Raw genomic sequence first — 25,774 nt, 5'->3', positions numbered from 1 at the left:
CGTCAGGCCCGCATCAGGTGCAGGCTGTAGCCGGGCACCCTTTTGGCATTGCGCTTGGCCTCCGAGGCCAGCGCCGCCACTCCGCTGGCATCCACCCGCTGGCCGGCCTCTCGGTCCAGTTCCACCACCCCCAGGGACAGCGACAGCAGCGGATACTCGCGCCGGCGGCCGTCCCTGTCGTAGGCCAGGAAACAGCCGGCCTCCAGGTGCTCGCTGCGATAGAAATGTCGGCAGCGCTCCTGGAAGGCCGCCATCAGGCCATTGAGGCGCCGCCGCCAGTCCGCCGACCCCAGCACCACCAGGAAGTCGTCACCGCCGATGTGGCCGACGAAGTCCTGCTGTGGATCCAGGCGCTCGGACAGGGTCTGCGCCAGGCAGAGCAAAACTTCGTCGCCCTTGGCGTAGCCATAGAGGTCGTTGAAGGGCTTGAAGCCGTCGATGTCGACGTAGCACACCACGGCTTCGCGCTGCTGATCCAGCAGCCGGGTCAGGCACTGCTGGATGGGCACGTTACCGGGCAGCTGGGTGAGGGGGTTGGCATGCTTGGCCTGCTGGATGCGCTGTTCGGTGATCAGGCGCAGCACGTCCATCACCCGTCCGACGCCGACATAGCGACCGCCTTCGGTAATGATGAAATCCTCTTCGATGCGCTGGCGTGCTCGGGCGGTGAGCAGGCGGCTGACCTGCTGCAGCGACTGGCCGGATTCGGTCGCCAGGAAGTCCTGGCTCATCAGTCGGGCGATGGGCTTGCGCGCGAACACCTCGTGGGCGAAGGGCTTGAGCAGCGCCGAACTCAGTTCGTGATGGTGGACGATACCCACCGGGCGATCGTCTTCGTCCACCACCGCCAGGGTGTTTAGGCTCGGCTGCAGGCGGAAACGCTCCAGCACCTCGGGAATGAGCATGTCCTGGCCGACCGCGACCTGCTCGACCCGGAGACTGGCAACGGTGGTCGATTCTTCGGCAAGCTCGGAGCTGCGGACCTCCATGACTGGCAGCAGGGTCTGGATCTCGCGCGGTGGGGCGGCGGTCGGTCGACCCAGCAGATAGCCCTGGACCAGATCCACGCCCATGTTCGCCAGGGTCGAGAGCTCTTCGTGGGTCTCGATGCCTTCGGCGATCACCTGGGCGCGGGAAGCTTCGGCCATCTTCAGGATGGAGCCGACGAATTCGCGCTTCACCGCATCGCGGTGGATGGACTCGATGAAGTGACGATCGATCTTGACGAAGTCCGGGCGCAATTCCGACCAGCGCCGGAGACTGGAATAGCCGGCGCCCAGGTCGTCGAGGGCGATGGAAAAGCCCATGGCGCGGTAGTGGTGCAGGGCGGTGGCCAGGAGCGCGAAGTCGTCGATGGGCGCCTGCTCGGTGAGTTCGATCACCACCTGGGCCGGGGAAAGACCCAGGCGCTGCAGTAGCTTGAGGGTCTGGCCCGACTGGTGCGCCGGTTCCAGCAGGGTTTCCGGACAGACGTTGAGAAACAGCAGGCCATCCAGCGCCAGCTCGCGAAAGGTCTGGCAGGACTGCTGGCGTGCGGCGATTTCCAGTTCGGACAGGCGACCGGCCTGGCGGGCGGTGGCATAGAGGGGCAGGGGGGATTGCAGCGGAGTATTCGAGGCGCCGCGAATGAGCGCCTCGTAGCCGAGGATGCGTCGCTCGCTCAAGGACACTATGGGTTGAAAGAGCGAATGCAACTCGCGGTTGGCGAGAATGCGATCCAACACCCCAGCCTGGTCGTTAAGCGTCATGATAAGCCTGCAGGAACCCGGAAACGAAAATGCCCGGGGGTCGCAGGTGGCGACCCCCGGGCATTTCACGACAGAGATGTGACGTTTTGATGTCAGCGCTTGGGCGGCGTCTGGCTCAGGTCCAGGTAGTCCAGCAGCACATGGCCGGACTCCATGAGATAGGCGTCGTCCTGCGGCTTGGTCTTGTCGTCGTCGATCGCCGGGTTGTCCTCGTCGATCTTCTTCAGCTCCTTGAGCGGGGCTTCGCCCTTGCCCTTGCGACGCTGGTTTTCCATGGCCAGCTGGCGCTCGTCCAGCGCGGTCTGCTCGGCGCGGCGCTTCTTCTCGTCGAGGCTGACGGTGGTATCCGCCGCCAGTTCCTGGGCCAGCTTCAGGCGCTCGCGGGCAAAGATGAAGTCGGGATCCTTCTGCACCCGCACGTCATGGCGCTTGACCAGTTCCGGCAGGTAGTTGGCGAAGGGATTGCTCAGACCGGTCACCGCCGGGGCGATGGTGTCCCAGGGCATGGAGTCGGGCAGGGCGCTCTCGCCGATCTGCTTGGTGTCCACCACCGCCGGATAGTCGATGTCCGGCAGTACACCCTGGTGCTGGGTGCTCTGGCCGGAGACGCGGTAGAACTTGGCGATGGTCAGCTTCAGCTCGCCATGGTTGAGCGGCTGGATGGTCTGGACGGTGCCCTTGCCGAAGGTCTGGCCGCCGACGATCAGCGCCCGGTGATAGTCCTGCATGGCGCCGGCGAAGATCTCCGAGGCCGAGGCGGACAGGCGATTGACCAGCACGGTCAGCGGGCCCTTGTAGAAGGCGCCGCCTTCGTCGTCGGCCAGCACCTCGACCTTGCCGTCGCCATTGCGCACCAGCACGGTGGGACCCTGGTCGATGAACAGCCCGGTCAGTTCGGTGGCTTCCTGCAGCGAGCCGCCGCCGTTGTTGCGCAGGTCCAGGACGATGCCATCGACCTTTTCCTTCTGCAGCTCGCCGATGAGCTTCTTCACGTCACGCGTGGTGCTCTTGTAGTTCGGGTCGCCGGCGCGATAGGCCTTGAAGTCCAGATAGAAGGCCGGTACGTCGATCACGCCGAGCTTGTAGTGCTTGCCCTCGTGGGGCACGTCGATCACGTGCTTCTGCGCCGCCTGCTCTTCGAGCTTGACCGCTTCGCGGGTGATGGTGACGATCTTGGTCTTCTGGTCGTTCGGCGCATTGCTCGCCGGGATGACCTCCAGGCGGACCTTGGAGCCCTTGGGTCCGCGGATCAGCTTGACCACCTCGTCCAGCCGCCAGCCGATGACGTCGACCATCTCGCCGTCGCCCTGGGCGACGCCGACGATCTTGTCCGCCGGCGCGATCTGCTTCGACTTGTCGGCCGGGCCGGCCGGTACCAGGCGCAGGATCTGCACGTAGTCGTTGTCGTTCTGCAACACTGCGCCGATGCCTTCCAGCGACAGGCTCATGTTGATGTCGAAGTTTTCCGCGCTTTCCGGGGAGAGATACTGGGTGTGCGGGTCGTAGGACTCGGCGAAGGCGTTGATGTAGGTCTGGAAGACGTCTTCGCTGCGGGTCTGGTTGAGCCGTGCCAGTTGATTCTTGTATCTCTTGGTCAGCTGCTGCTGGATCTGCTGATCGGTCTTGCCGGACAGGCGCAGGCGCAGGACCTCGTCCTTGAGCTTGCGGTGCCAGAGATCGTCCAGCGCAGCGGTGTCCGCCGGCCAGGCCGCCTTCTCGCGATTGGTGTTGAAGGATTCGTCGACGGTGAAGTCGAGCTTGCCGATGCCGGCGTTGAGCAGGCCCAGGCCGTAGTTCAGCCGCTCGGTCATGCGCTGGGCATAACGACGGTAGATGGCGAAGCCCGGTTCGAGGTTACCCTGCTTGAGGTAGTCGTCGAAGCGGGTCCGCGAGGCGTCGAATTCGCGAATGTCGGCGGCATTGAAATACAGCCGGCCGGGATCAAGCATCTTCAGATAGCTGTCGTAGATCTTGATCGACTGGGCATCGTTGAGCGGCGGCTTGCTGTAGTGGTGCCGCTTGAGCAGCTCGACGATGTTGAGGCTGGCGATGACCTGGTCGCGATCGGGTTGCAGTTTCTCGGCGCCTACCGGCGCGTTGGGCTTGGCGAAGAGGGGCGTTGCGCTGACGCCAAGCAGGACAACGAGGGCGGTACGGGACAAGAGCTGCTTCATGTGTATTCGACTAATGCACGGAAAGGAATAGGCTATAGGCCCTTCCCGGCCCGGGCGGTTCCGCGGCCAGGGGAAGTATGACGGGCGCTGACGAAAGTCGTCTGACGGCGGTCTTAAGGGTAGCGGCGATCGGAGGGGAAGGCTGTGACAGCCCCGCGTCTTCCGGTCCGCTCGACTCCCGCAGAACCCGCCGGCGCAGGCGCTTTTCGTCAAAGCCTGAGCCACTATGGAGGCACCGTGAACGCATTGCAAGGTATCGAAGGGCAACTGGAATGGCAGTCACTGAGCGCGCGCGCGCTGGCGCCTGGGGAAATTCGCATCAAGGTGGCGGCTGCCGGTCTCAACCGCGCGGACCTGCTGCAGCTGGCGGGCAACTATCCGCCGCCGCCCGGCGCGCCGGCGACCCTGGGCCTCGAATGTGCCGGGGTGGTCAGCGAGACCACTGCGGATTCGCGCTGGCAGGTCGGTGACCGCGTCTGCGCGCTGCTGGCTGGCGGTGGCATGGCCAGCGAGGTGGTGGTGGACGGGCGTCAGGCGGCCTCAGTGCCGGAAGGCCTGTCGCTGATTGAGGCCGCGGCGCTGCCCGAGGTCTGGGCGACTGCCTGGAGCAACCTGTTCGATCTGGCCGCACTGCAGCCGGGCGAAAAGGTACTGCTGCATGCCGGCGCCAGCGGCGTCGGCTCGGCCGCCATCCAGCTGTGCAAGGCCTTCGGTAATCCCTGCTGGGTCAGCGTCGGCTCCCAGGATCGCCTGGCGCATTGCGAGCGCCTCGGTGCCGAGGGCGGGGTGCTGCGCAAGACCGATCTGGAAGGGCTGCGCGATTTCGCCCCCTTCCACGTCATCCTCGATCCGGTCGGCGCGAACTATGCGTCGCTCAATCTGGATCTGCTGGGCCAGGACGGACGCTGGGTGCTGATCGGCCTCATGGGCGGTCGCCAGGCCGAGATGGATCTGGGCAAGGTGCTCGGCAAGCGCATCCGCATCATCGGCTCGACGCTGCGCAACAGATCCGTGGAATTCAAGGCCAAGACCATGAGATCCCTGGAGGCCAAGGTGTGGCCGCTGTTCGCCGAAGGCAAGCTGAACGTCAACCTGGAACGCCGCTTCGCCGCCCAGAACGCCGAAGCCGCCTTTGCCGCCCTGGAAAGCAATGAGGTGAACGGCAAGGTGGTGCTGGTGCTGGACGAAGGGCTGGAGTAGCGCCCACGGCCAGGGTTATCGCGGCCATGGCGGTCTGCCGCTACGGCCGCTCCTACGAGGGGTGATGCTTCTGTAGGAGCGGCCCATGGCCGCGATAACATTCGTGTCTGATTGACTCTACCGCCAGCTGAGGATCGGCCAGCCGGCCTGTGCCGCGCGCTCGCGCAATACCGGATCGGGGTTGACCACGTGCGGCTTGCCCACCGCTTCGAGCAGAGGCAGGTCGTTGCGCGAGTCGGAGTAGAAGCTGGCGCCAGCCAGCAGGCTGCGGTCGCCGCCGAGCAGTTCCAGCAGGCGGGTCAGCTTGCCTTCGCGAAAGGTCATGACGCCTTCCACCTGGCCGCTGTAGACGCCATGATTGACCTGCAGGTCGATGGCCAGCACCTCTTCCACGCCGAGGCGTTCGGCGATGGGCTCCACCAGATGCACCCCGGAAGCCGAAACGATGATCACCCGGTCGCCGGCCGCTCGGTGGGCGGCGATGCACTTCATGGCGTCGCTGAAGATCAGGGGTTCGATGACGTCCTCGACCCAGGGCCCGACCTCGAAATCCACTTCCTCGGGCGTGCGGCCCACCAGGGGTTCGAGGTGGAAGGCCATGTAGTCTTCCATGGCCAGCTCGCCCTGGGCGTAGGCCGCCATCAGCTCGCTGTCGCGCCGCACGAAGGACTCGCGGTCGACCCAGCCGAGCACGCCCATCTGCTGGCTCCACAGGCTGGAACAGTCACCGTCGATAAGGGTTTCGTCGAGATCGAAAATCGCCAGGGTCATGCCACTTCTCTCAGGCTGTCGGAATCGACGGCCAGGGTGACGGCTGTGCCGTTCGGCTGCAAGGCCGTCGGCCCATGGTTGAGAACGTCGACATTGAGTTCGCAGGCTTCGGTGGCGATCCGGTAGCGGATCACGTTGCCCAACAGGCTGTGACCGACGATGCGGCCGCTGAAACCGCCGGCGACGCCGAGTCGGATGGCCTCGGGGCGAATCGCCACCTGCCCCCGGAAGGTCTGGCCGAACAGGCGGCTGGCCTGGTCGGCGCTGAGCAGGTTGTAGTTGCCGATGAAGCCGGCGGCGAAGGCATCCACCGGTGCGGTGTAGAGGGTCTCGGCATCGCCGCTCTGGACGATGCGCCCCTCGCGCATCAGCACGATGCGATCGGACAGGGTGAGGGCTTCTTCCTGATCGTGGGTGACGAACACCGTGGTCAGGCCCAGCTCCTGCTGGATGGCGCGGATCTGTTCGCGCAGGTGGCGACGGATGCGGGCATCCAGCGCCGAAAGGGGTTCGTCCAGCAGCAGCAGCCGCGGCCGCACGATCAGCGAGCGCGCCAGGGCCACGCGCTGGCACTGGCCGCCGGAGAGCTGGTGCGGATAGCGCTCGGCGAAGCCCTGCAGTTCTACCAGGGTCAGGGCCTCGCGCACCCGCTGCTCGATTTCGTCCTGCGCCAGGCGCTGCATGCGCAGGCCGAAGGCGACGTTCTGCGCCACGGTCATGTTGGGAAACAGCGCATAGCTCTGGAACACCATGGCGATGCCACGGCGCTGCGGCGGCAGGTGGGTGATGTCCTGCCCCGCCAGCACGATGGCGCCGCGATCGACCTCGGTGAGCCCGGCCAGGCAGCGCAGCAGGGTGGACTTGCCGCAGCCGGAGGGGCCGAGCAGGGTCACCAGTTCGCCCTGTTCCGCATGGAATTCGATGTCGGTGAACAGGGTGTTGGCGCCGTAGCGCTTGTGCAGTCCCTTGACCGCGAGATAGCTCATGTCCGCTCCCGATTCAGGCGATTGGCGATCCAGGTCAGCAGCAGGACCGCGAGGAAGTAGGAGATCACCAGGGCGCTGGTCAGGTGGCCGCTGCCGTTGCGCAGGTTGTACAGATAGATCTGCAGGGTCTCGTAGCGCGTCCCCACCAGCAGGTTGGCGAAGACGAATTCGCCGATGAGAAAGGAGAAGGACAGGAATAGCGCCACCATCAGGCCGGTGCGCAGATTGGGCAGCACCACCACCAGGGCGGCGCGCCAGGAGCTGGCGCCGAGCAGGTGCGCGGCGTCCATCAGGTCACGCAGATTCAGCGCCTGGAGGTTGTTGCTGATGGCGCGGTACATGAAGGGCAGGGCGATGGTGAAATAGCAGAACACCAGGATCCAGGGCGTGCCGGTCAGCGGCAGCGGCCCGCTCGCATAGAGCTGCAACAGGCCCACCGCCGAGACCACCGGTGGCACGGCGAAGGGCAAGAGGATCAGCACGTTCATCAGCGCATCCAGCCGGGGGAAGTGATAGGCGATGGCGAACATGGCCGGCAGGATCAGCACGCAGGACAGCGCCAGGGCGCCAAAGCAGATCGCCAGGGAGCGACCGAAGGCGGCGAGAAAGCGCGGATCGCTCCACAGCTGCAGGTACCACTTGAAGGTGAAGCCCGCCGGCAGCAGGGTCGCCGACCACTGGGTGGCCAGGGAATATATGAGGGTCGCGGCGAGGGGCGTGAACAGGATCAGGAACAGGATCCAGACCACCAGCCGATGGTAGAGGCGCTCAGCTCTGGACATGACGACTCCGCCGCAGCAGCCATTGATGGACGAGGGTGATCAGGGTCATGAAGGCCACCAGCAGCATGGCCAGCGCCGCGGCCAGGTTGGGTTCCAGATAGATATCGCCGGAGACCAGGGCGGCGATGCGCACCGGCACCACGTTGAAGTTGCCGGTGGTGAGGGCATAGACCGTGGCGTAGGCGCCCAGGGCGTTGGCGAGCAGGATGATGAAGGTGCCGACCAGCGCCGGACTGAGCACCGGCAGGCCGATGTGCCGCCAATATCGCCAGGTGCCGGCACCCAGCAGCGCCGCCGCGTCGCGCCAGTCCTGCTTCAGGGCTTCGAAGGCCGGGAACAGCAGCAGCACGCCCAGGGGAATCTGGAAGTAGGTGTAGATGAGGATCAGGCCGCCCTTGGTGTAGAGGTTGAAGCCTTCGATCAGCCCGAATTGCTTGAGCGCCAGGGTCAGGCAGCCGTTGATGCCCAGCAGGATGATGAAGGCAAAGGCCAGCGGCACCCCGGCGAAGTTGCTGGTCATGTTGGTGAAGGCCACCACGAAACCGCGCAGCCGCGAGTCGACCCGGGTCAGCGAATAGGCGCCGAGCAGCGCGATCAGCAGGCCGCAGACGCTGGACCAGAGCGAAATCTCCAGGGAGAAGCGGATGGCCTGCAGGTAGAAGGGCGAGCCGAGGATCTCGGCGTAGTTGCCCAGGCCCCAGCCGCTTTCGCTGGAGTTGAAGCTGTTGAAGGCTATCCAGGCCAGGGGCGCCAGCTGGAAGGCGCCGAACACCAGCAGGAAGGGCAGGATCAGCAGCAGGGCGAGCCGGGGCCGCTTCATGCCAGCAGCTCCCGGCACAGGGGCTTGTCATGGGCGAGGCCCAGCAGCGTGCAGAGGGTGCCGCAGAGCTCCACCTGCAGCGGCGTCGCCTCGCCCAGGGAGAAGCCCGCGCCAAAGACGAACAGGGGCACCTCGCGTTCTTCCGGGAGCGTCCCGCCGTGACTGCGGTCGTCGTTCATGCCGTGATCGGCGGTCACCAGCACCTGGTAGCCGGCGTCCAGCCAGGCGGGCAGGTAGTGGGACAGCAGGCCGTCGGCGCGGCGCGCGGCATTGCGGTATTCGGGGCTGGAGAGCCCGTGCCGGTGACCGGCATCGTCGATGTTCATCGGATGCACCAGCAGGATGTCCGGATCATGGGCCAGGCGCAGGTGCTCGGCGTCGTCGAACAGATGGGAGTCCGGATAGTGGTCGGCGTAATAGAAGTGGCCGTGCTGGATCGGCAGGGCAGTGTCACTGACGTGCCTGTCCCGCGCCCGATCGAAGGGGCTGCGATTGTAGAGTTCGCTGACCCAGTGATAGGCCGCTGCCGCCGTGGTGAGGCCGGCGGCTCGGGCCAGGTGGAAGAGACTGGTCTGGTTGGACAGCCGGTCCACGCCGTTGTGGACGATGCCGCTGCGCACCGGGGGCACCCCGGTGAGCAGGCATTCGTAGAGTGGACGGGAGAGCGAGGGCAACTCGCATTCCAGCCGGTAGAGGCGACCCCGGCCGGCCAGGCAGAGCGCCTGGAGGAAGCCGAGTCCGTGTTCGGCGACCCTCAGGGCGAGTCCGTCCAGTACGACCAGGATGACCTTCATGATGTCACTGCTGCATGTTGATCAGAACGTGTTCCTGCCAGAGCCGCGGCAGGCGCTTGGAGGTCTCTTCCCACGCCTTGGCGTCGGCAATGGGACGGGCCTTGGCGTATTGCGCCTGGGGCAGCAGCTTGGCCTGGACATCGGCCGGCAGGGTCAGGTGCTCCGCGCGGATCGGTCGGGCATAGCCCTGGGCCAGGTTGATCTGGCCGGCGTCGGAGAAGATGTACTCGCGGGCCAGCTTGGCGGCGTTGGGGTGCTTGGCGTACTTGTTGATGATGGTGGTGTAGCCGGAGGTCACCGAGCCATCGGAGGGGATCAGCACCTCGAAGCGCGAGCGATCGATCTGGTCGCGATAGTTGAGGGCATTGAAGTCCCAGACCACGCCGACTTCCACTTCACCCTTCTCGAGGTTGGCCACCACCGGGTTGGTGAAGGCCAGGCGGCCCTGCTTGGCCAGCTTGGCGAAGAAATCCAGCGCCGGCTTGATGTTCTTTTCGTCGCCCCCGTTGGCATAGGCCGCCGCCAGCACGCCGCTCACCGCCTGGGAGGCCGCGCTGACATCGCCGATGGTGACCTTGTAGTTGCCCTTGAGCAGGTCGGCCCAGGAATGGGGAACGTCCTTGACGGTCTGCTTGTTGACGATGAAGGCGATGGTCCCGGTGTAGGCCAGGGCCCAGTGACCGTCGCTGTCCTTGGCCCAGCTCGGGACCTGGTCCCAGGTGCTGGGTTTGTAGGGCTGGGTAACGCCCTTCTGCACGGCGATGGGGCCGAAGGAAGCACCGACGTCACCGATGTCGGCGGAGGCGTTCTCGCCTTCGGCGGCGAACTTGGCGATCTCCTGGGCGGAGCTCATGTCGGTATCCTGGTGCTTGAGTCCGTACTTCTGCTCAAGGTCCTGCCAGGTGCCTTTCCAGTTCGCCCAGGTATCGGGCATGCCGACGCTGTTCACCTCGCCTTCCTTGCGGGCGGCGGCTTCGAGGGCTTTGAGATCGACGGTATTGGCGAAGGCGGTACCGGCCTGTACCGCAACGGCTGTGGCCAACAGGGAAGCAAGCAGACGGGTCATACGGGCGCTCCAGGGATTAGGGCTTGGTCTAGGTCAGCAAGACACAGGCCAATCTAGGACCGGGGTATGACGATTTGATGGCAATCCGCCCAGGTTCTCTGCTGGCACGGGCGCTGCAGTCGTCACCAAGCGGTCATCTGGCCGTCTTAGTCTCCAACCAAACCCTAGTCGAGGCGTTACGGGTGCACCAATCTGAAACTGGTCTAGTCCAAAGAAGTGCGCCAGGTGCCGGCGCCATCCGCCAGGCTCTGCAGGAGCAGATCGCCCATGGGCTGCTGCCGGCCATGGAGCGCCTGCCGTCCGAGCGCCAGCTGAGCGAACTCTTCGCCACCACCCGCATCACCCTGCGCGAAGCCCTGCTGCAGTTGGAGGCCCTGGGGCTGATCTATCGCGAGGAACGCCGCGGCTGGTTCGTCGCCCCGCCGCGCCTGGCCTACAACCCTCTGGCGCGGACCCATTTCCATGCCATGGTGGAAGCCCAGGGTCGCCGACCGGCTACCGAGGTCCTGGCGGCGCGGCAGATGCTGGCCTCGGCGGAGATCTGCCGCCTGCTGGAGTTGCCGGCGCTGTCCAGCGTCTATCAGATCCGCCGGGTCCGCCGCGTGGATGGCCGACTGGTGCTCTATGTCGAGCACTACCTCAATGCCGCCTATTTCCCGGGCCTGCTGGAGCACGACCTGCAGCGCTCTCTCACCGAGCTGTATCGCGACCGCTACGATATCCGCTACGGCGAGGTGCGCTTCGAGATCCTGCCGACGGCGCTGCTACCGGAAGCGGCCCAGGCGCTGCGGGTGGCCCAGGGCAGTCCGGCGCTGCACATCACCCGCATCAACCACGACCAGCAGGGGCGACTGATCGACTGCGACCTGGAATTCTGGCGGCATGACGCCATCCAGGTCAGGGTCGAGGTACCGGACTAGTCCGGCATCAGAGCGGCAGTTCGCTGCTCGAATAGAAGGCCGTCAGCACCTTGATCAGATGGCCCAGGTCGTGGCTGCCGGCCAATTCGCGGATGGAGTGCATGGCGAAGGTGGGCAGACCGATGTCCACGGTGCGCACGCCCAGCTGTCCGGCGGTGATGGGCCCGATGGTGGAGCCGCAACCCATGTCGCTGCGCACCACGAAACTCTGCACCGGCACCCCTTCACGCTGGCAGAGATCGCGGAAGAAGGCCGCGGTCTCGCTGCTGGTGGCATAGCGCTGGTTGGCATTCACCTTGATGACCGGTCCGGCGTTCAGTTTCGGGCCGTGGTTGCCATCGTGCTTGTCGGCATAGTTGGGGTGCACGCCATGGGCGTTGTCAGCCGAGATCAGCAGCGAGCGCTGCAGGGTGCGGGTAAAGGCATCTCCGGCGGGCAGCAGGCGCTGCAGCACCTGTTCGAGGAAGGGACCGTCGGCGCCGCAGCAGGAGGTGGAGCCCACTTCCTCGTGATCGGTGCAGACCAGTACGGCGTTTTCGTCGCCCTCGTCGGCCAGCAGGGCTTCCAGACCGGCATAGCAGGACAGCAGATTGTCCAGGCGCGCGGCGGCGATGAAATCGTCTTCGAGGCCGACCAGGGCAGCGGGCTGGACGTCATAGAAGCTCAGTTCGAAATCCAGCACCTCGGCGTCGTCGAGGCCGTGCTCCTGTTGCAGGCGGGTGGCCAGCAGGGCGCGGAAGTCGCGCCGCTCGCCGGCCGGCACCTGGGCCAGGATCGGCGGCAATTCGTTCTGGGCATTGATGGCCCAGCCCTGGTTGGCTTCGCGATTGAGGTGGATGGCCAGGTTGGGAATGATCGCCAGCGGCTTGCGGAAGTCGATCAGTCGACTCTGCACCCGGCCACCGGCGCGAAAGGTCACCCGGCCCGCCAGGGACAGGTCGCGGTCGAACCAGGGCGCCATCAGCATGCCGCCGTAGACCTCGACGCCCAGTTGCCAGAAGCCCTGCCGCTGCAGCTCCGGCTGCGGCTTGACCTTGAGGCAGGGGCTGTCGGTATGGGCGCCGACCAGGCGCAGACCGCGCTCCAGGGGTTGGGCGCCCAGGCGTACGGCGATCAGCGAGGAATCGTTGCGGGTGACGTAGTAGCGACCACCCGGCTGCACGGACCAGCTCTCGCGCTCGTCCAGGCGCTGGTAGCCGGCGGCTTCGAGACGGCGGGCGAGGGTGGCGGTGGCATGGAAGGGGGTGGGGGAACTGGCGAGGAAATCGATGAGGCCTTGGATCTGATCGGTACGCATGGACGACTCCGGACGACAAGGCGTCCAGTCTAGGTTCTGGACCCGGGGGAGTCGAGCGTAGCGCCGGGTCCGGCGGCACCGCCATGCTCAGCGGCGTTGCAGCACCAAGTGGTGGATGTGCCATTGCTTGGGCCGCCCGACCGCGGTATGGCCGTCCTCTTCCTCTTCCCGGTGCAGGAGGACGTCCCAGTCCTGGAGAAACCGCCGCAGGGCCGCGGCGTCGACTACCGTCACGCCCTTGCTGGCCCAGCTGTCCCGCTCGCCGAAGAGCTGGCCACAGAACAGACCACCCGGACGGACCGCCGCCGTGATCCCGTTCCACAGCGCGGGGAAATGGGCCGGTTCACAGAAGGGCAGGGCGAAGCTGGAATTGAGGAGGTCGCAGCGGGGGAGGGTGACCGTCTCGAAGCGGGCCTGGCGGGTTTCCAGGCGCCCCTGCAGCAGGGCCGGCGTGCGCTCGCGCAGCGCGCTCAGGGCCTCGGGCTCGGCATCCAGGGCCAGCACCTGCCAGCCCTGCTCCAGCAGCACCAGGGTGTCGCGACCGGTGCCACAGCCCAGGTCCAGCGCCAAGCCTGGCGGACTCGACCAGGACGAGAGCGCCTGCAGCAAGGTCTCACGCGGACCGCCTGCGGCGGTGGCGGTGTAGTAGGACGTCCATTGCGACAAGCGGCGTTCCTCCGGTCGAGTGCCTCAGTAGGCCAGCGAAGGATCAGAAAGGCGCGGGACTGGTAAAGCTCATCCGCTCGCCCGAGACGGGATGGGTCAGCGTCAGCAGGCTGGCGTGGAGGCAGAGGCGGGGCCGGAGCGCCAGCGCCTCGCCCTGCGCATAGAGCTGATCGCCCAGCAGCGGATGACCGATGCTGAGCATATGGACGCGCAACTGGTGGGAGCGGCCGGTGATGGGGGTGAGTTCCACCCGGCTGTAGTGACCGTGACGCTCCAGCACCTGCCAGAAGGTCAGGGCATGGCGCCCCAGTTCGTGATCCACCACGTGGCGCGGCTTGGTCGGCGGGTCGTAGCGCAGCGGCAATTCGATGCGACCGCTGTTGGCCTCCGGCTCGCCCCAGCAGAGGGCGCTATAGGCCTTTTCCGTTTCCCGGTCATGGAATTGCCGGGACAGCTCGCGGTGGCTGTCGGCATCCCGCGCCAGCACGATGACCCCGGAGGTCTCCCAGTCCAGGCGGTGGACGATACGGGCCTCCGGATAGCCGTTTTCCTGTAGGCGGGTCACCAGGCAGTCACGGTTGTCTTCGGCGCGACCGGGGACCGATAGCAGCAGGGTGGGCTTGTCGACCACCAGCAGGGCGTCGTCCTGGTGAATGATACGGATGTTGGAGAGGGGCATGGGCTTCCTGGGGGCCTGCTTGCGAAGCCGGCCCGCGCCTGACGGGCGCAGCGGATTCGACATGGCTTAAACGCCAACGGCGGCCCTGGGGCCGCCGCTGTCCTGCAAGACGCGCCTTAGCGGTCGGGCAGGGTGATGTTGAGTTCGAGGATCGAGCAGCTGCCCTGGTTTTCCAGTTCGACCTGGATCTGGTCCTGCTCGATGGGCACGTACTTGCGGATCACTTCCAGCAGGTCCTTCTGCAGTTGCGGCAGATAGTCCGGCTGCTCGTGGCGCCCGCGTTCGTGGGCCACGATGATCTGCAGCCGCTCCTTGGCTATCGAAGCGCTGTTCTGCTTCTTCCGATCGCGAAAGAAGTCGAAGATGCTCATTCGCCACCACCCCCGAACAGACGTTGCAGGAAGCCTTTCTTCTTCACGTCGAGGAAGCGATAGGCCACTTCCTTGCCGAGCAGTCGCTCCACGGTATCACTGTAGGCCTGACCGGCGTCGCTCTGTTCGTCGAGAATCACCGGAATACCCTGGTTCGACGCCTTGAGCACCGCCTGGGATTCGGGGATCACGCCCAGCAGGCGAATGGACAGGATCTCTTCCACGTCCTCGACGCCGAGCATTTCGCCCTTGGTCACGCGCTCGGGGTTGTAGCGGGTCAGCAGCAGGTGTTCCTTGATGGCTTCCTCGCCCTTTTCCGCGCGCCGCGACTTGCTGGCCAGCAGGCCGAGCATGCGGTCGGAGTCGCGGACCGAGGAGACTTCGGGGTTGGTCACCACGATGGCCTCGTCTGCGAAGTACATCGCCAGGTGGGCGCCCTTCTCGATGCCGGCGGGGGAATCGCAGACGATGAAATCGAAGGTCTGCTTGAGTTCATTGATCACACGCTCGACGCCATCCTGGGTCAGGGCGTCCTTGTCACGGGTCTGGCTGGCGGCCAGCACGAACAGGTTCTCGAGACGCTTGTCCTTGATCAGGGCCTGGCTCAGGGTGGCTTCGTTGTTGATCACGTTGACGAAGTCGTACACCACGCGGCGCTCGCAGCCCATGATCAGGTCGAGGTTACGCAGGCCGACGTCGAAGTCGACGATGACGGTCTTGTGGCCGCGCAGGGCGAGACCGGTACCGATGGCGGCGCTGCTGGTGGTCTTGCCGACGCCGCCCTTGCCGGAGGTGACTACGAGTACTTTGGCCAAACTGATTCACCTTGATCGAAAGTAATAACTGAAGCGACTCGGTGCCCTCGGTGACGAGATTGCAGGCAGTGTCGCGCTTCGTGTTGCCGTTGGCGGCTTAGGCGCCAAGTGCGAAAAATTCGCGGAAGTATCCGTTAAAGACGGGTGATGTTCAACACATCTCCCACCAGGCTGACCTGCACCGGATTGCCCCATTGTGGATGGCGTCGCAGGTCTTCGGCGACCTTGTACTGGCCGGCGATGGAAAGCAGTTCCGCGGTCAGCTGCTGGCAGAAAATCCGCGCTTTAGTATCACCTTTGACGCCGGCCAGTGCCCGGCCGCGCATGGGGCCATAGACATGGATGTTGCCGTCGGCGAGCAGTTCGGCGCCCGGGCTGACCGGTGCCAGCACCACCAGATCACCGGCCGGGGCATAGAGCTGCACGCCGCCGCGCACCGGTGCGGTGATGATCTTGGTCGGATTGATCGGCGGGGCGGGCGGTATGACCGGTTTGGGCGGTTCCGCCGGCTTCACCGGTTCGCGATCGCGCGGCTCGACCTGGCGCTCGCGGCCACCGGAGCTGGGCGGCAGGATCGGCAGGTCGTAGTCGTTGGCGGCGGCCAGGTCCCCGCTGCGGCTGGCACGCAGGGCCAGGGTGCGCAGGCCGTGGCGGCGGCAGAGGTCGAGGAGGGCGCCCAGGTCGAGCGGGCCGGCATCCTCGGCAAGCTTGTCCAGGCCCAGCACCAGCGGCGTTTCCTGGAAGAAGTTGGGGGCCTGGGCGACCTTCTGGGCCAGTTGCCGGTCCAGGCGCCCGAGGTCGTTGCGGAGAAGCTCCAGCACGGTCACGGCGAGCATGTTGCCCTTGAGCTGGAAGACGGAGTCGCTTTCGGAAGGATCGGCTGCGGTCATGGTGGGTACTTGTGCTTGGATGGCGGGACTTATAGCGGGATGCCCCGCGTGTCGCAACCCTCACCGGGTGCGGGGGGCCGTGACTGTGAAGGCTACGGGAAATCTGCGCGAGGCCTGTAGAATGGCGCGACTTTTTCATGCAGGAGTTCCGATGGAGCGGCCGTCTTTCCGCCTCGCCTTTCTCAATCCACGTTATTGGCCGCTCTGGCTGGGGCTCGGTCTGCTCTGGCTGCTGGTGCAACTGCCCTACGCCGTGCTGCTGCGTCTGGCCCGGGGACTCGGCTGGATCTTCTATCACGTCGCCGGGCAGCGCCGGGCCATCGCCCGCCGCAATCTGGAACTCTGCTTTCCCCAGCTCGACGAACAGGCGCGTGACCTGTTGCTCAGGCGCAACTTCGCCAGCAGCGCCATGGCCCTGCTGGAGATGGCCATGAGCTGGTGGTGGCCGCGGCAGCGCCTGGCCCGGCTGGCCCATATCGAAGGCCTCGAGCACCTGCAGGCCGCCCAGCGCGACGGGCAGGGCGTGATCCTCATGGCGCTGCATTTCACCACCCTGGAAATCGGTGCGGCGCTGCTCGGTCAGCGGCATACCATCGATGGCATGTACCGCCAGCACAAGAATCCGGTGTTCGACTTCATCCAGCGCCGGGGTCGCGAGCGCCACAACCTGGACGCCACCGCCATCGAGCGCGAGGACGTGCGCGCCATGCTCAAGGTGCTGCGCGCCGGTCGCGCCATCTGGTACGCGCCCGACCAGGACTACGGCGCCAAGCAGAGCCTCTTCGTGCCGCTGTTCGGCATCCAGGCGGCGACGGTGACGGCCACCACCAAGTTCGCCCGACTGGGGCGGGCCAGGGTGCTGCCCTTCACCCAGGAGCGGCTGGCGGACGGTTCTGGCTATAGCCTGGTCGTTCATCCGCCGCTAGCCGACTTCCCTGGCGACAGCGAGGAAGCCGACTGCCTGCGCATCAACCAGTGGGTGGAGCACTGCGTCAGCCAGTTGCCCGAGCAGTACCTCTGGGCCCACCGGCGCTTCAAGACCCGCCCGGCCGGTGAGCCCAAGCTCTATCTGAAGAAGAAACGCTAGATGAGTCTGGGCGGCGAAGGGCGCACGGGGCTGATTCTGGCCGGCGGTGGCGCGCGGGCCGCCTATCAGGTCGGGGTGCTGCAGGTGGTCGCGGACACCCTGGCGGTACGTTCCGACAATCCCTTTCCGATTCTCGTCGGTACCTCGGCGGGGGCGCTGAACGCCGCCGTGCTGGGCTGTGGCGCCCTGGATTTCGGCCGCGCGGTGGATCGCCTGGCGGCGGTCTGGGCAGGGCTGGACACGGCGATGATCTATCGCAGCGACTGGGCGGGGGCGACCCGCCAGGCCGCGCGCTTCGGGCTGCAGACGCTGTTCGGCGCCTGGCGCCAGGAGCCCCTGGCCCTGCTCGACAACGCCCCGCTGCGAGCCCTGCTCAGCCGCGAGCTGGATTTCTCCGGCATCACCGCCGCCTTGCGCCAGCGCGCCCTGCGCGCCGTGGCAGTCACGGCGTTCGGTTACGCCTCGGGCCAGGCGATGACCTTCTATCAGAGTCATGGCGCCCTGGATCCCTGGTTTCGCCATCGGCGCGTCGGGGTTCCGGCGCGGCTGGCGGTCGACCACCTGCTCGCCAGCACGGCCATTCCGCTGTTCTTTCCGCCGGTGAAGGTGGGGCGTGAATACCTGGGCGATGGCTCGGTGCGGCAGACGGCGCCCATCAGTCCGGCGCTGCATCTGGGGGCGGATCGCATCCTGGTCATAGGGCTCGGCGCGCCCGGGGGGCACGAGCACGGCCTGCAGGGTCGGCCGCCGACGGTGGCGCAGATCGGCGGCCACCTGCTCAACAGCACCTTCGTCGATGCCCTGGACAGCGACACCGAAACCCTGCGGCGTCTCAATCTGCTGAGCAGTGCGCTGCCGGCGGGGGATCCGGTCAGCGGACGGTTCTGCCGTCCCGTGGAGATGCTGGTGATCTCGCCCAGCCAGCCGCTGGCGGATATCGCCACCCACCATCGCAAGCGCCTGCCGCCGGCCTTGCGGCAGTTGCTGCGCGGCGTCGGGGTGAACCGGCCTTCGGGCAGTGCACTGCTCAGCTATCTGCTGTTCGAGGCGGCCTATTGCCAGGAACTCATGGCGCTGGGACGGGCCGATGCCCAGGCCCGCCTACCGGAGCTGCGGGCCTTTCTCGCCGGCGCCTAGGCCTTATTCGGCGATCTGCAGTTCCCGCGCCTTGGTGTAGAAGTAGCGGATCTTCTCGTACTCGAAGGGCGAGTTGAGCTGGCCGTATCTCATGTCGGTCACGTACCTGAGGTTGATGCCGCGCAGCACCATGATCTCCGGATGACGACTGCTCTCGTCGCTGACGTTGAGGAAGTTGATCTGCGCCTCGGCGGCGAAGTCCACCGCCAGGCCACCGGTGTCGCGCAGGTTGGACGGGCCGAGGATCGGCAGCATCAGGAAGGGACCGTCACCCACGCCATAGAAGCCCAGGGTCTGGCCGAAGTCTTCCGGCTGCTTGATCAGCCCGACGCGGGTCGCCGGATCCCACAGGCCGAACACCCCCACGGTGGTGTTGAGCAGCAGCCGGCCGGTGGTGTCCAGGGCGCGGCGGCCCTTGAACTGCAGCAGGCTGTTGAGCAGGTTGTTGACGTCGCCCAGGTTGCTGAAGAAGTTGCTCACGCCCGAGCGGACGAAGCGCGGGGTGATATAGCGATAGCCATTGACCACCGGCAGCAGGACCCACTCGTCCAGCCGATAGTTGAAGTGGTAGACGTGGCGGTTCCAGGATTCGAAGGGGTCGTAGACGTCCAGCGCCACCAGTGACGCCCGTTCGAATTCGCGCTGGTCCAGCCCCGGGTTGTACTTGAGGGTCGACAGCGGATTGCTGAAGCCGTCGGCGCCCACGGGCGCGGCCGGCATGGTGTCCGAGCCGATGGTCAGGGTGGAGGAGGGCGGCGGGCTCGATTCGGCAGCGAATACCGAGGCACTGGCCATCAGGAGAAGAGCGAGCAGGGACTTAACCACGGGCGAAGAACTCCAGCATGGCGTTCGCGTTGACGCGGTAGTTGAGATTGCCGCAATGGCCGCCGTGGGGATAGACGGTCAAGCGATCGCCAAAGGTCTTGCGCAGGAAACCGAGGTCGCCCGGGCCGAGGATGATGTCGTCGGCATTGTGCATGACGCCGATCTTCGGGCTGCTCTTCAGATAGTCCTCCAGCGCGGTGAGGCTGGACTTGCGCGCCAGATCGTCGAGGTTCTGCCCCTTGAAGTTCTTTTGCCAGAACGGCATCACCTGCTCGGTCATGTAGCAGTCGAAGTCGCACTGCAGCGAACGGGCGAAGAAGCGCGTCAGGCTGGTGCCCTCGCTGATCGGGTAGGTCGGCGGGGTGATCAGGCCGCGACGGTTGATCAGGTCGGAGGTAAAGGCGATGTCGGCTGCCGAGAAGCGGAAGGACGATCCGATCAGCATGGCCAGTTCTTCGTTGCTCAGCCGCTCCGGCGAGCGCTGGAAGTCGCGCACCACGGCGTCGTTGAAGTCGACGTAGCCCTTTTCCTGGAAGTAGCGGGTCAGCTTGGACAGGATCAGCTCGTAGAAGGTGCGGTTGTTGGTGACGCCCTTCACCTCGGTCTGCACCAGGCGATCCAGGTTGCGTACCGAGGTAAGCAGATTGACCGGCGGATTGACCATCAGCACCTTCTTGAAATTGAAGCTGCGCTGGCTTTCGTCCAGGTAGGAGACGAAGGCGGCGTCCAGGCCGCCCAGGCTGTAGCCGGTCAGGTAGTAGTCGGTGACGGGCAGCTTGGGATGCTGGGCGCGCACCGCCTGCATGGCCCGATAGAGGTCCTCGGCATCGTGCGGGGTGTAGCCCGGGGTGGCTGTGCGCGACACCGACACCATGAAGTCCCAGCTGGTGGGCGAGGACAGCTGCACCACGTGGTAGCCGGCCGCGTAATACAGCCGCTTGAGGTATTCCTGGGTGCTAGAAGAGTAGTTGGCCCCGGTGCCGGCGATCAGGAAGATCAGCGGCGCCGGATGGTCCTGGCGGGCGAGGCGGTAGTGGAATTTCTTCACCGGCCAGAAGTTGCCGGGCATCTGGTATTCCCGCTCCGGACGCAGGTTGAGACTGTAGTCATCCTGGTCGATGGTGCTTTCGGGCGGCAGCTCGGGGCGGAATTTTTCCGGCGTGGTGACGATGGTGGCTTCGAAAGGATTGACCAGTGGATAGCCATAGGTGGCGGCATCCACTTCGGCGGCCGCGTGCGCGGTACCCCAGAGGCCGGAAAACAGCGCGCCCAGCAGGGCGGCGACGCGCAACGGAAGACGCATGGACAGAGTCCTTTCAGAGGGCTTGAGAGCGTAGGTAAGACAACGACTCGCCGATAGGTTGCATCGGCAAGCGAAGGTTTCTGCGAGGCGTCGATTACAGAGCGGTCGACGGGCTGCGTCAAGCGACATCGGATGTCGCGAAAAGTGCAGCTCTTGTCGCTAACCGGTCGTTATGCGTCGTCCAGGCGGTAGTGGCCATCTTGCATTGCCCGAATGATGGGGGTGGGGCAACCGCCCGACTTCCATAGCGAGAGGACTGCTGCATGAGCATGGTGAAGAAACTGTTGGGAATAGGACTCGGTGTTGCGCTGACCTCGGCCATGAGCCTGGCCCAGGCGGCCAAGCCGGAAATCACCATCGGCTATGTCGATGGCTGGGCCGATAGCGTGGCCACGACCCATACCGCAGCTGAAGTGATCCGCCAGAATCTGGGCTATGAGGTCAAGCTCATGCCGGTCGCCGCCGGCATCATGTGGCAGGGGGTCGCGCGCGGCAAGCTCGACGCCATGCTCTCCGCCTGGTTGCCGGTCACTCACGGCGCCTACTACGAGAAGATGAAGGACCAGGTGGTCGATCTGAACGTCAACACCCCCGATGCCAAGATCGGTCTGATCGTGCCGGAGTACGTCAAGGCCAACAGCATCGCCGATCTGCAGGCGCAGAAGGCCGACTTCGGCGGCCGGATCGTCGGTATCGACGCCGGTGCCGGGGTCATGCTCAAGGCCGACCAGGCGATCAAGGACTACGGCCTGGACTACAAGCTGGTAGCCAGTTCGGGCAGCGGCATGATCGCCGAGCTGACCCGGGCGGAAAAGGACCAGAAGCCGGTCGTGGTGACGGGCTGGGTACCGCACTGGATGTTCGCCAAGTGGAAGCTCAAGTTCCTCGAAGATCCCAAGGGCGTGTTCGGTGGCTCCGAGCATGTGGACACCGTGGCCAACCCGGCCCTGGAAGCCAAGGCCAAGCCGGTCTGGGATTTCTTGAAGAAATTCGCCTGGCAGCCGGGTGAGGTGAACGAGGTGATGCTGGCCGTGGAAGAGGGCAAGAAGCCGGAAGAGGCCGCCAAGGCCTGGATCGCTGCCCATCCGGATCGCGTGAAGTCCTGGCTGCCCTGAGGGTTGGCCGAATGAAGAACGGGCCCCGCGGGGCCCGTTTTGCTAGCTGTGCAGCTGCTCGGCCGCGTACAGCGTGTTCTCCAGCAGGCAGGCCCGCGTCATGGGGCCGACGCCACCCGGGACCGGGGTGATCCAGCTGGCGCGTTCGCAGGCGCTTTCGTATTCGACGTCGCCGACCAGGCGGCCATCGGCCTGACGATTGATGCCGACGTCGATGACGATGGCGCCGGGCTTGATCCATTCACCCTTGACCAGTCCGGGCTTGCCCACGGCAACCACCACCAGGTCGGCCTGGCTGACATGGTGCTCGAGGGAGCGGGTGAACCTGTGGGTCACGGTGGTGGTGCAGCCGGCCAGCAGCAATTCCAGCGCCATGGGGCGGCCGACGATATTGGAGGCGCCGACGACCACCGCATCCAGACCATAGAGGTCGACGCCGGTGCTGTGCAGCAGGGTCATGATGCCCTTGGGCGTGCAGGGGCGCAGCTGGGGATTGCGCTGCGCCAGCCGGCCCAAATTGTAGGGGTGGAAGCCGTCCACGTCCTTGTCGGTGCGGATGCGCTCCAGCAACCCGGTGGCGTCCAGGTGGGCGGGGAGGGGCAGTTGCAGCAGGATGCCGTCGACGCCGGTGTCGTCATTCAGACGATCGATCAGGGCTTCCAGCTCGGCCTGGCTGGTAGTGGCCGGCAGGTCATGGGCATAGGAGTCGAAACCGACCTCTTCGCAGTCCTTGCGCTTGTGCGCCACATAGACGCGCGAGGCGGGATCGTCGCCGACCAGGATGACGGCGAGGCCAGGGGCGCGCAGTCCGGCGCTACGACGTTGAGAGACTCGCTGGGCAATATCCTGGCGCAGGCGGGCGGCAATGGACTTGCCGTCGATCAGTTGGGCGGTCATGGGCGATTTCTGGTGGTGACGGAAAAGGGTCGGCCATTTTCGCATGGACGGGCCCGCTCGCAACAGAGAAGCCTCTGCGGCGGCTAACTCATTCTTCTGCTTAAAAATTTTTAAAAAATTAGTTGACGGACCTGCGCGAGCTTTATAACATTCGCCCCGCTTGCCGAGCACAGCCCAAGTCACTGACAAGGGCCAGGCAAGAGGCTTCTCACCAAGGAAGTCTCTGCTAGGGCAGCTGCCGTAACAGGCGCCCGTAGCTCAGCTGGATAGAGCATCCGCCTTCTAAGCGGATGGTCGCAGGTTCGAGTCCTGCCGGGCGCGCCATTGGCGGTTCGGCGACGGCAAGCAGGTAAGATATGGTGGGCGTAGCTCAGTTGGTAGAGCACAGGATTGTGGCTCCTGGTGTCGTGGGTTCGATTCCCATCGTCCACCCCATATTTAGCGAACGCCAGACCTTGTGTCTGGCGTTCGTGTTTCAAGCGTCTCGCGGACGTGGTGGAATTGGTAGACACACCAGATTTAGGTTCTGGCGCCGCAAGGTGTGAGAGTTCGAGTCTCTCCGTCCGCACCAATCAAGATGCACAGCAAAAGACCGGCCCAGTGCCGGTTTTTTTGTGCCCGCGATTTAGCGGGCGGCCAGAGGATCGCTAGCGCCGGCGCCGGACCTCAGTGCAGATGCCGCAGCAGCGGCGCGCAGAGGGCGAAGGCCAGCGAAGTGCCGAACAGCAGGGCCCGGGTCCAGCGTTGCGCTGTGCGCCTGTGGCACACGGGCGGCGGCGAGCCTGCCGTGGCGGACTGATCGATGGCGCTGTCGAACAGGGTGATCGAGCGGGTCAATTGGGTTCGCATGATCCGACCTCTTGCCGTATGCACTAATTGTTATTGGCACCTTCAAGATAATGCGCTGGGCGGGTAATGCAAGATGCCTGGAGAGCCCGGACGAGTGGCGGCGCCGCCGCTGGCCACGCGGCCGGTCAAGGACGGCCGCGCCCCGGGGCGGGTCAGGCGGGAGGTGGCGACCAACGGTCAGTTGAGTGTTGAGGTCAGCAGGAAGAAGGCGCCGCCGAGGGCTCCGCCACTGATCAGGACCAGGCTGATCAAGGCGCCGCCCACGAACTGGGCGATGTCATCACTGATTTCGTATTCCGCTTTCATGCTGGGCTCCAGAAGGTAGATGCCGCAACAGATAGCAACCGCGCGTTACAGCGCGACGACACCGGTCGCATCAAGGCTAGCTGTTCGCCCAGTTCAGCCAGAGCGTCTGTTCTTCGCTGAGCTGACCCACTTCGCGCAGCGCCTGTTCCAGGTCTTCGCGAACCCGGCGCTTGAGATCGGCGTTGAGATCGACCTGGGCGCTCTCCGCCAGCCGATCGGCGAGCGAGAGATCCGCACTGAGCTGGCGCAGGCGGGGCCCGATGAAATCCTTCTGCTGCATGAGCCGCTCCTATCTCCTGACGCTTCGGAGTGTGGCATGGGGGAGCTTCGACTGAACACAGGTGGGAAAAATATTGTCTGACTTGATTGGTCAAAAGTCGGACTTTCGGCAGCTCATGTCGTTTTCAGGTCCGAGATGTCAGCTTTATAGAGGGAAGAACAGATCATGAGCGGGAATTCGACGCGCAAGTTGCTGGTGCTGACCGCAGGTTTCGGCCTGCTGGTGATCGCCGCGGTGGCCACTACCCATCGCAGCGACTCGACCGGCAGCGAGCCGGCCGTGGTGGCCACCACCACGCCGCCGGTAGCGGCCCATGCACCCACCACGGGTACCCATCCCGTCGCCGACGAACACAAGCAGGATCTCGCGAGCTTCCTGGCCCAGGCGGCCCTGACGCCGTGCGGGTCCACCCTGCCAGCGACCATCACCGACCCTGCCTGTCGCGCCGCCATCGAAACCCATGCGCGGCGCGCCGGCTATGGCGACGACGAGGTGGCGGCCTATCTGAATGCCCACCAGGGCCGATGATCCCCTGGTTTAGCGTTTTCGGTTATAAGCAAAGACTCTTTTCATATAGGTCGGCATAACCTGAGTGGTTATCCTGTGCGGCCGCAAGATGAGCCGACAACGGCAATTGGGGCTGTAATGGAAGTAGGGTCGATGGGCTTCGTGGTCGCGGGGCTGGTGGTTGGCTTCATCGTCGGCATGACAGGGGTGGGCGGTGGCTCGCTGATGACGCCCATCCTGCTCTGGTTCGGGATCAATCCGGCCGCAGCGGTGGGGACCGATCTGCTCTATGCCGCCATCACCAAGGCGGGCGGAGTCTTCGTCCACCAGCGCAATAGCAACATCGACTGGAAGGTGACCGGTTGGCTGGCCGCCGGCAGCGTGCCCGCGGCGGCCCTGACGCTGCTCGCCCTGGCCCTGCTACCCGGTGATCAGCAGGCGACCAATACACTGATCAAGCATGCCCTCGGCATCGTGTTGCTGCTGACGGCCCTGGCCATCCTGTTCAAAAAGCAGATCTTCGTCTTTGCCAGCCGCCATGCCGGCGACAGATTCCACCTGAGCGCCGGGCGGCTCAATGCCCTGACGGTCCTGACCGGCGCGGTACTGGGCTTCATGGTGACCCTGACCTCCATCGGCGCGGGTGCCCTGGGTACGGTGGCGCTCTTTCTGCTCTATCCGCTGATGGCGACGCGGCGTCTGGTCGGCACCGAGATCGCCCATGCGGTCCCCCTGACACTGGTGGCAAGGCTGGGACACGCCGGCCTGGGCAATCTGGACTGGCATGTCCTGGGCTTTCTGTTGCTGGGTTCGCTGCCGGGCATCTTCCTGGGCAGTCATCTCTCCGGACGGGTACCGGATGCTGTCCTGCGGCCCTGCCTGGCGGTCATGCTGCTGGTCATAGGCACCAAGCTGGTGGTCTGAACCTAGATGGAAAACTTAAGGTCGTTCATCGGACGACTACTGGCGATCCGCTAGTGCAAAACATCTCTAGGATAGGCGGTATTAAAACTGTTATCGCGATTTCCGATAACCTGATCGCCGAGTCCTTTCCTGGAGCTGTCCCATGTCCTCCGCCACTGCCGAATTCGCCGCTGTTGACGATGCCTCTGCCTATCACGTGCTGCGCCAGGCGCTGGACCGCTCCCTGGCGGTGATCGAATTCGATCTGCAGGGCAATGTGCTGCACGCCAACGACAACTTCCTGGAGACCTTCGGCTATCGTCTCGAGGAGATCAGTGGGCGGCATCACCGGCTGTTCTGCCCGCCCGGGGTAGCGGAAAGCGACGACTATCAGGACTTCTGGGCAACGCTGGGGCGCGGCGAATTCCATAGCGGCGTCTATCGCCGCAGGCACAAGGACGGCAGCCTGAAGTGGATCCGCGCCACCTACAATCCGTTGCTGGATGCGCAAGGGCGCCCGCAGCGCATCATCAAGTTCGCCACCGACATTACCGAGGCGCGCCTGCAGGCGGTCGAGTACGAGGGC

27 protein-coding genes, 3 tRNA genes and 1 pseudogene are annotated in these 25,774 nt (G+C 65.2%); 11 read left to right on the top strand and 20 right to left on the bottom strand.

Annotation, left to right across the window (positions count from 1 at the left end; all coding sequences use genetic code 11):
- Positions 1–2 precede the first annotated feature (2 nt).
- On the bottom strand, positions 3–1,748 hold the full coding sequence (locus EC839_RS15330; protein WP_007162162.1) for a bifunctional diguanylate cyclase/phosphodiesterase: 1,746 nt from the start codon (positions 1,746–1,748) through the stop codon (positions 3–5).
- Between the two features lie 92 nt (positions 1,749–1,840).
- A complete protein-coding gene (locus EC839_RS15325) occupies positions 1,841–3,922 on the bottom strand; it encodes a carboxy terminal-processing peptidase (protein WP_007162163.1) in 2,082 nt (693 codons plus the stop codon).
- Positions 3,923–4,159: 237 nt separating this feature from the next.
- On the opposite strand from EC839_RS15325, the gene EC839_RS15320 reads away from it, so the two are divergent.
- The gene (locus tag EC839_RS15320) at positions 4,160–5,122 is read left to right on the top strand and encodes an NAD(P)H-quinone oxidoreductase (RefSeq protein WP_027597662.1); all 963 of its coding nucleotides are present in this window, start codon (positions 4,160–4,162) and stop codon (positions 5,120–5,122) included.
- Positions 5,123–5,239: 117 nt separating this feature from the next.
- Here EC839_RS15320 and EC839_RS15315 read toward each other — a convergent pair whose 3' ends face one another.
- Genes EC839_RS15315 through EC839_RS15290 form a run of 6 tightly spaced genes read right to left on the bottom strand, consistent with a single transcriptional unit; the run spans position 5,240 to position 10,341 of the window.
- The gene (locus EC839_RS15315) at positions 5,240–5,893 is read right to left on the bottom strand and encodes an HAD family phosphatase (RefSeq protein ID WP_027601263.1); all 654 of its coding nucleotides are present in this window, start codon (positions 5,891–5,893) and stop codon (positions 5,240–5,242) included.
- Positions 5,890–6,879 carry an ABC transporter ATP-binding protein gene (locus EC839_RS15310; protein ID WP_007162166.1) on the bottom strand — a complete coding sequence of 330 codons (990 nt, stop codon included), beginning with the start codon at positions 6,877–6,879 and terminating at the stop codon, positions 5,890–5,892. Before EC839_RS15310 ends, EC839_RS15315 begins: the two co-directional genes overlap by 4 nt.
- The gene (locus tag EC839_RS15305; RefSeq protein ID WP_007162167.1) at positions 6,876–7,661 is read right to left on the bottom strand and encodes an ABC transporter permease; all 786 of its coding nucleotides are present in this window, start codon (positions 7,659–7,661) and stop codon (positions 6,876–6,878) included. Before EC839_RS15305 ends, EC839_RS15310 begins: the two co-directional genes overlap by 4 nt.
- Positions 7,648–8,481 (bottom strand): ABC transporter permease subunit, encoded by an 834-nt coding sequence (locus EC839_RS15300; protein WP_007162168.1) that lies wholly within the window; start codon positions 8,479–8,481, stop codon positions 7,648–7,650. Before EC839_RS15300 ends, EC839_RS15305 begins: the two co-directional genes overlap by 14 nt.
- On the bottom strand, positions 8,478–9,275 hold the full coding sequence (locus EC839_RS15295; protein ID WP_007162169.1) for an alkaline phosphatase family protein: 798 nt from the start codon (positions 9,273–9,275) through the stop codon (positions 8,478–8,480). The genes EC839_RS15300 and EC839_RS15295 overlap by 4 nt, the downstream gene beginning before the upstream one ends.
- 4 nt (positions 9,276–9,279) lie before the next feature.
- Entirely contained in the window at positions 9,280–10,341 is a 1,062-nt protein-coding gene (locus EC839_RS15290) for an ABC transporter substrate-binding protein (protein WP_007162170.1), read from the bottom strand.
- 182 nt (positions 10,342–10,523) lie between these two features.
- On the opposite strand from EC839_RS15290, the gene EC839_RS15285 reads away from it, so the two are divergent.
- Positions 10,524–11,261, top strand: coding sequence for a UTRA domain-containing protein (locus EC839_RS15285; protein ID WP_044341329.1), 738 nt, complete (start codon positions 10,524–10,526; stop codon positions 11,259–11,261).
- Between the two features lie 7 nt (positions 11,262–11,268).
- Here the strand turns inward: EC839_RS15285 and EC839_RS15280 are convergent, their stop codons facing one another.
- From EC839_RS15280 to minC, 6 genes are all read right to left on the bottom strand, one after another.
- Positions 11,269–12,558 (bottom strand): M18 family aminopeptidase, encoded by a 1,290-nt coding sequence (locus EC839_RS15280; protein ID WP_007162172.1) that lies wholly within the window; start codon positions 12,556–12,558, stop codon positions 11,269–11,271.
- A gap of 87 nt (positions 12,559–12,645) precedes the next feature.
- Positions 12,646–13,224, bottom strand: a complete 579-nt coding sequence (locus EC839_RS15275) for a trans-aconitate 2-methyltransferase (protein WP_007162173.1) — start codon at positions 13,222–13,224, stop codon at positions 12,646–12,648.
- Positions 13,225–13,267: 43 nt separating this feature from the next.
- Positions 13,268–13,903: an RluA family pseudouridine synthase gene (locus EC839_RS15270; RefSeq protein WP_007162174.1), complete on the bottom strand. Its 636-nt coding sequence runs from the start codon at positions 13,901–13,903 to the stop codon at positions 13,268–13,270.
- A gap of 116 nt (positions 13,904–14,019) precedes the next feature.
- Complete coding sequence (gene minE, locus EC839_RS15265; RefSeq protein ID WP_007162175.1) at positions 14,020–14,274, bottom strand: cell division topological specificity factor MinE; 255 nt, start codon at positions 14,272–14,274, stop codon at positions 14,020–14,022.
- Entirely contained in the window at positions 14,271–15,089 is an 819-nt protein-coding gene (gene minD / locus EC839_RS15260) for a septum site-determining protein MinD (RefSeq protein WP_007162176.1), read from the bottom strand. Before minD ends, minE begins: the two co-directional genes overlap by 4 nt.
- Before the next feature lie 134 nt (positions 15,090–15,223).
- A complete protein-coding gene (gene minC / locus EC839_RS15255) occupies positions 15,224–15,979 on the bottom strand; it encodes a septum site-determining protein MinC (protein ID WP_007162177.1) in 756 nt (251 codons plus the stop codon).
- Positions 15,980–16,130: 151 nt separating this feature from the next.
- Between minC and EC839_RS15250 the strand changes: the two genes are divergently transcribed.
- The gene (locus EC839_RS15250) at positions 16,131–17,066 is read left to right on the top strand and encodes a lipid A biosynthesis lauroyl acyltransferase (RefSeq protein WP_007162178.1); all 936 of its coding nucleotides are present in this window, start codon (positions 16,131–16,133) and stop codon (positions 17,064–17,066) included.
- Complete coding sequence (locus tag EC839_RS15245; RefSeq protein ID WP_007162179.1) at positions 17,067–18,203, top strand: patatin-like phospholipase family protein; 1,137 nt, start codon at positions 17,067–17,069, stop codon at positions 18,201–18,203.
- A gap of 3 nt (positions 18,204–18,206) precedes the next feature.
- Here the strand turns inward: EC839_RS15245 and EC839_RS15240 are convergent, their stop codons facing one another.
- Both EC839_RS15240 and EC839_RS15235 read right to left on the bottom strand, forming a co-directional pair.
- Positions 18,207–18,923 (bottom strand): VacJ family lipoprotein, encoded by a 717-nt coding sequence (locus tag EC839_RS15240; protein ID WP_223855461.1) that lies wholly within the window; start codon positions 18,921–18,923, stop codon positions 18,207–18,209.
- A gap of 97 nt (positions 18,924–19,020) precedes the next feature.
- The gene (locus EC839_RS15235; protein ID WP_007162181.1) at positions 19,021–20,331 is read right to left on the bottom strand and encodes an alpha/beta fold hydrolase; all 1,311 of its coding nucleotides are present in this window, start codon (positions 20,329–20,331) and stop codon (positions 19,021–19,023) included.
- A 269-nt stretch (positions 20,332–20,600) separates the two neighbouring features.
- On the opposite strand from EC839_RS15235, the gene EC839_RS15230 reads away from it, so the two are divergent.
- Positions 20,601–21,446: a glycine betaine ABC transporter substrate-binding protein gene (locus tag EC839_RS15230; protein ID WP_371099721.1), complete on the top strand. Its 846-nt coding sequence runs from the start codon at positions 20,601–20,603 to the stop codon at positions 21,444–21,446.
- A 42-nt stretch (positions 21,447–21,488) separates the two neighbouring features.
- Here EC839_RS15230 and folD read toward each other — a convergent pair whose 3' ends face one another.
- Positions 21,489–22,343, bottom strand: coding sequence for a bifunctional methylenetetrahydrofolate dehydrogenase/methenyltetrahydrofolate cyclohydrolase FolD (gene folD, locus EC839_RS15225; RefSeq protein ID WP_007162183.1), 855 nt, complete (start codon positions 22,341–22,343; stop codon positions 21,489–21,491).
- 247 nt (positions 22,344–22,590) lie between these two features.
- Between folD and EC839_RS15220 the strand changes: the two genes are divergently transcribed.
- From EC839_RS15220 to EC839_RS15210, 3 genes are all read left to right on the top strand, one after another.
- Positions 22,591–22,667: transfer RNA gene (locus EC839_RS15220), tRNA-Arg, on the top strand.
- Positions 22,668–22,702: 35 nt separating this feature from the next.
- Positions 22,703–22,778, top strand: a tRNA-His gene (locus tag EC839_RS15215).
- 51 nt (positions 22,779–22,829) lie between these two features.
- A tRNA-Leu gene (locus EC839_RS15210) sits at positions 22,830–22,914 on the top strand.
- Positions 22,915–23,009: 95 nt separating this feature from the next.
- On the opposite strand, the gene EC839_RS15205 is transcribed toward EC839_RS15210, so the two are convergent.
- The 3 genes from EC839_RS15205 to EC839_RS15200 all read right to left on the bottom strand — a co-directional run bounded on the left by EC839_RS15205 (position 23,010) and on the right by EC839_RS15200 (position 23,778).
- Positions 23,010–23,192 (bottom strand): hypothetical protein, encoded by a 183-nt coding sequence (locus EC839_RS15205; RefSeq protein WP_007162184.1) that lies wholly within the window; start codon positions 23,190–23,192, stop codon positions 23,010–23,012.
- A 177-nt stretch (positions 23,193–23,369) separates the two neighbouring features.
- Positions 23,370–23,498 carry a hypothetical protein gene (locus EC839_RS24560; RefSeq protein WP_007162185.1) on the bottom strand — a complete coding sequence of 43 codons (129 nt, stop codon included), beginning with the start codon at positions 23,496–23,498 and terminating at the stop codon, positions 23,370–23,372.
- A gap of 76 nt (positions 23,499–23,574) precedes the next feature.
- Positions 23,575–23,778: a hypothetical protein gene (locus EC839_RS15200; protein WP_007162186.1), complete on the bottom strand. Its 204-nt coding sequence runs from the start codon at positions 23,776–23,778 to the stop codon at positions 23,575–23,577.
- A gap of 165 nt (positions 23,779–23,943) precedes the next feature.
- On the opposite strand from EC839_RS15200, the gene EC839_RS15195 reads away from it, so the two are divergent.
- The 3 genes and pseudogenes from EC839_RS15195 to EC839_RS25015 form a co-directional block, all read left to right on the top strand.
- Positions 23,944–24,306, top strand: a complete 363-nt coding sequence (locus EC839_RS15195; RefSeq protein ID WP_007162187.1) for a hypothetical protein — start codon at positions 23,944–23,946, stop codon at positions 24,304–24,306.
- A gap of 117 nt (positions 24,307–24,423) precedes the next feature.
- Positions 24,424–25,209, top strand: coding sequence for a sulfite exporter TauE/SafE family protein (locus EC839_RS15190; protein ID WP_132832735.1), 786 nt, complete (start codon positions 24,424–24,426; stop codon positions 25,207–25,209).
- A gap of 142 nt (positions 25,210–25,351) precedes the next feature.
- Positions 25,352–25,738 (top strand): annotated as a pseudogene (locus EC839_RS25015) (PAS domain-containing protein); the annotation flags it as partial.
- Between the last annotated feature and the right edge of the window lie 36 nt (positions 25,739–25,774).

The organism is Pseudomonas sp. JUb52 (assembly GCF_004341115.1).
Lineage (GTDB): Bacteria > Pseudomonadota > Gammaproteobacteria > Pseudomonadales > Pseudomonadaceae > Chryseomonas > Chryseomonas oryzihabitans.
The sequence above is the reverse complement of the archived record's forward strand: the minus strand, read 5'-3'. Positions and strand labels throughout refer to the sequence as shown.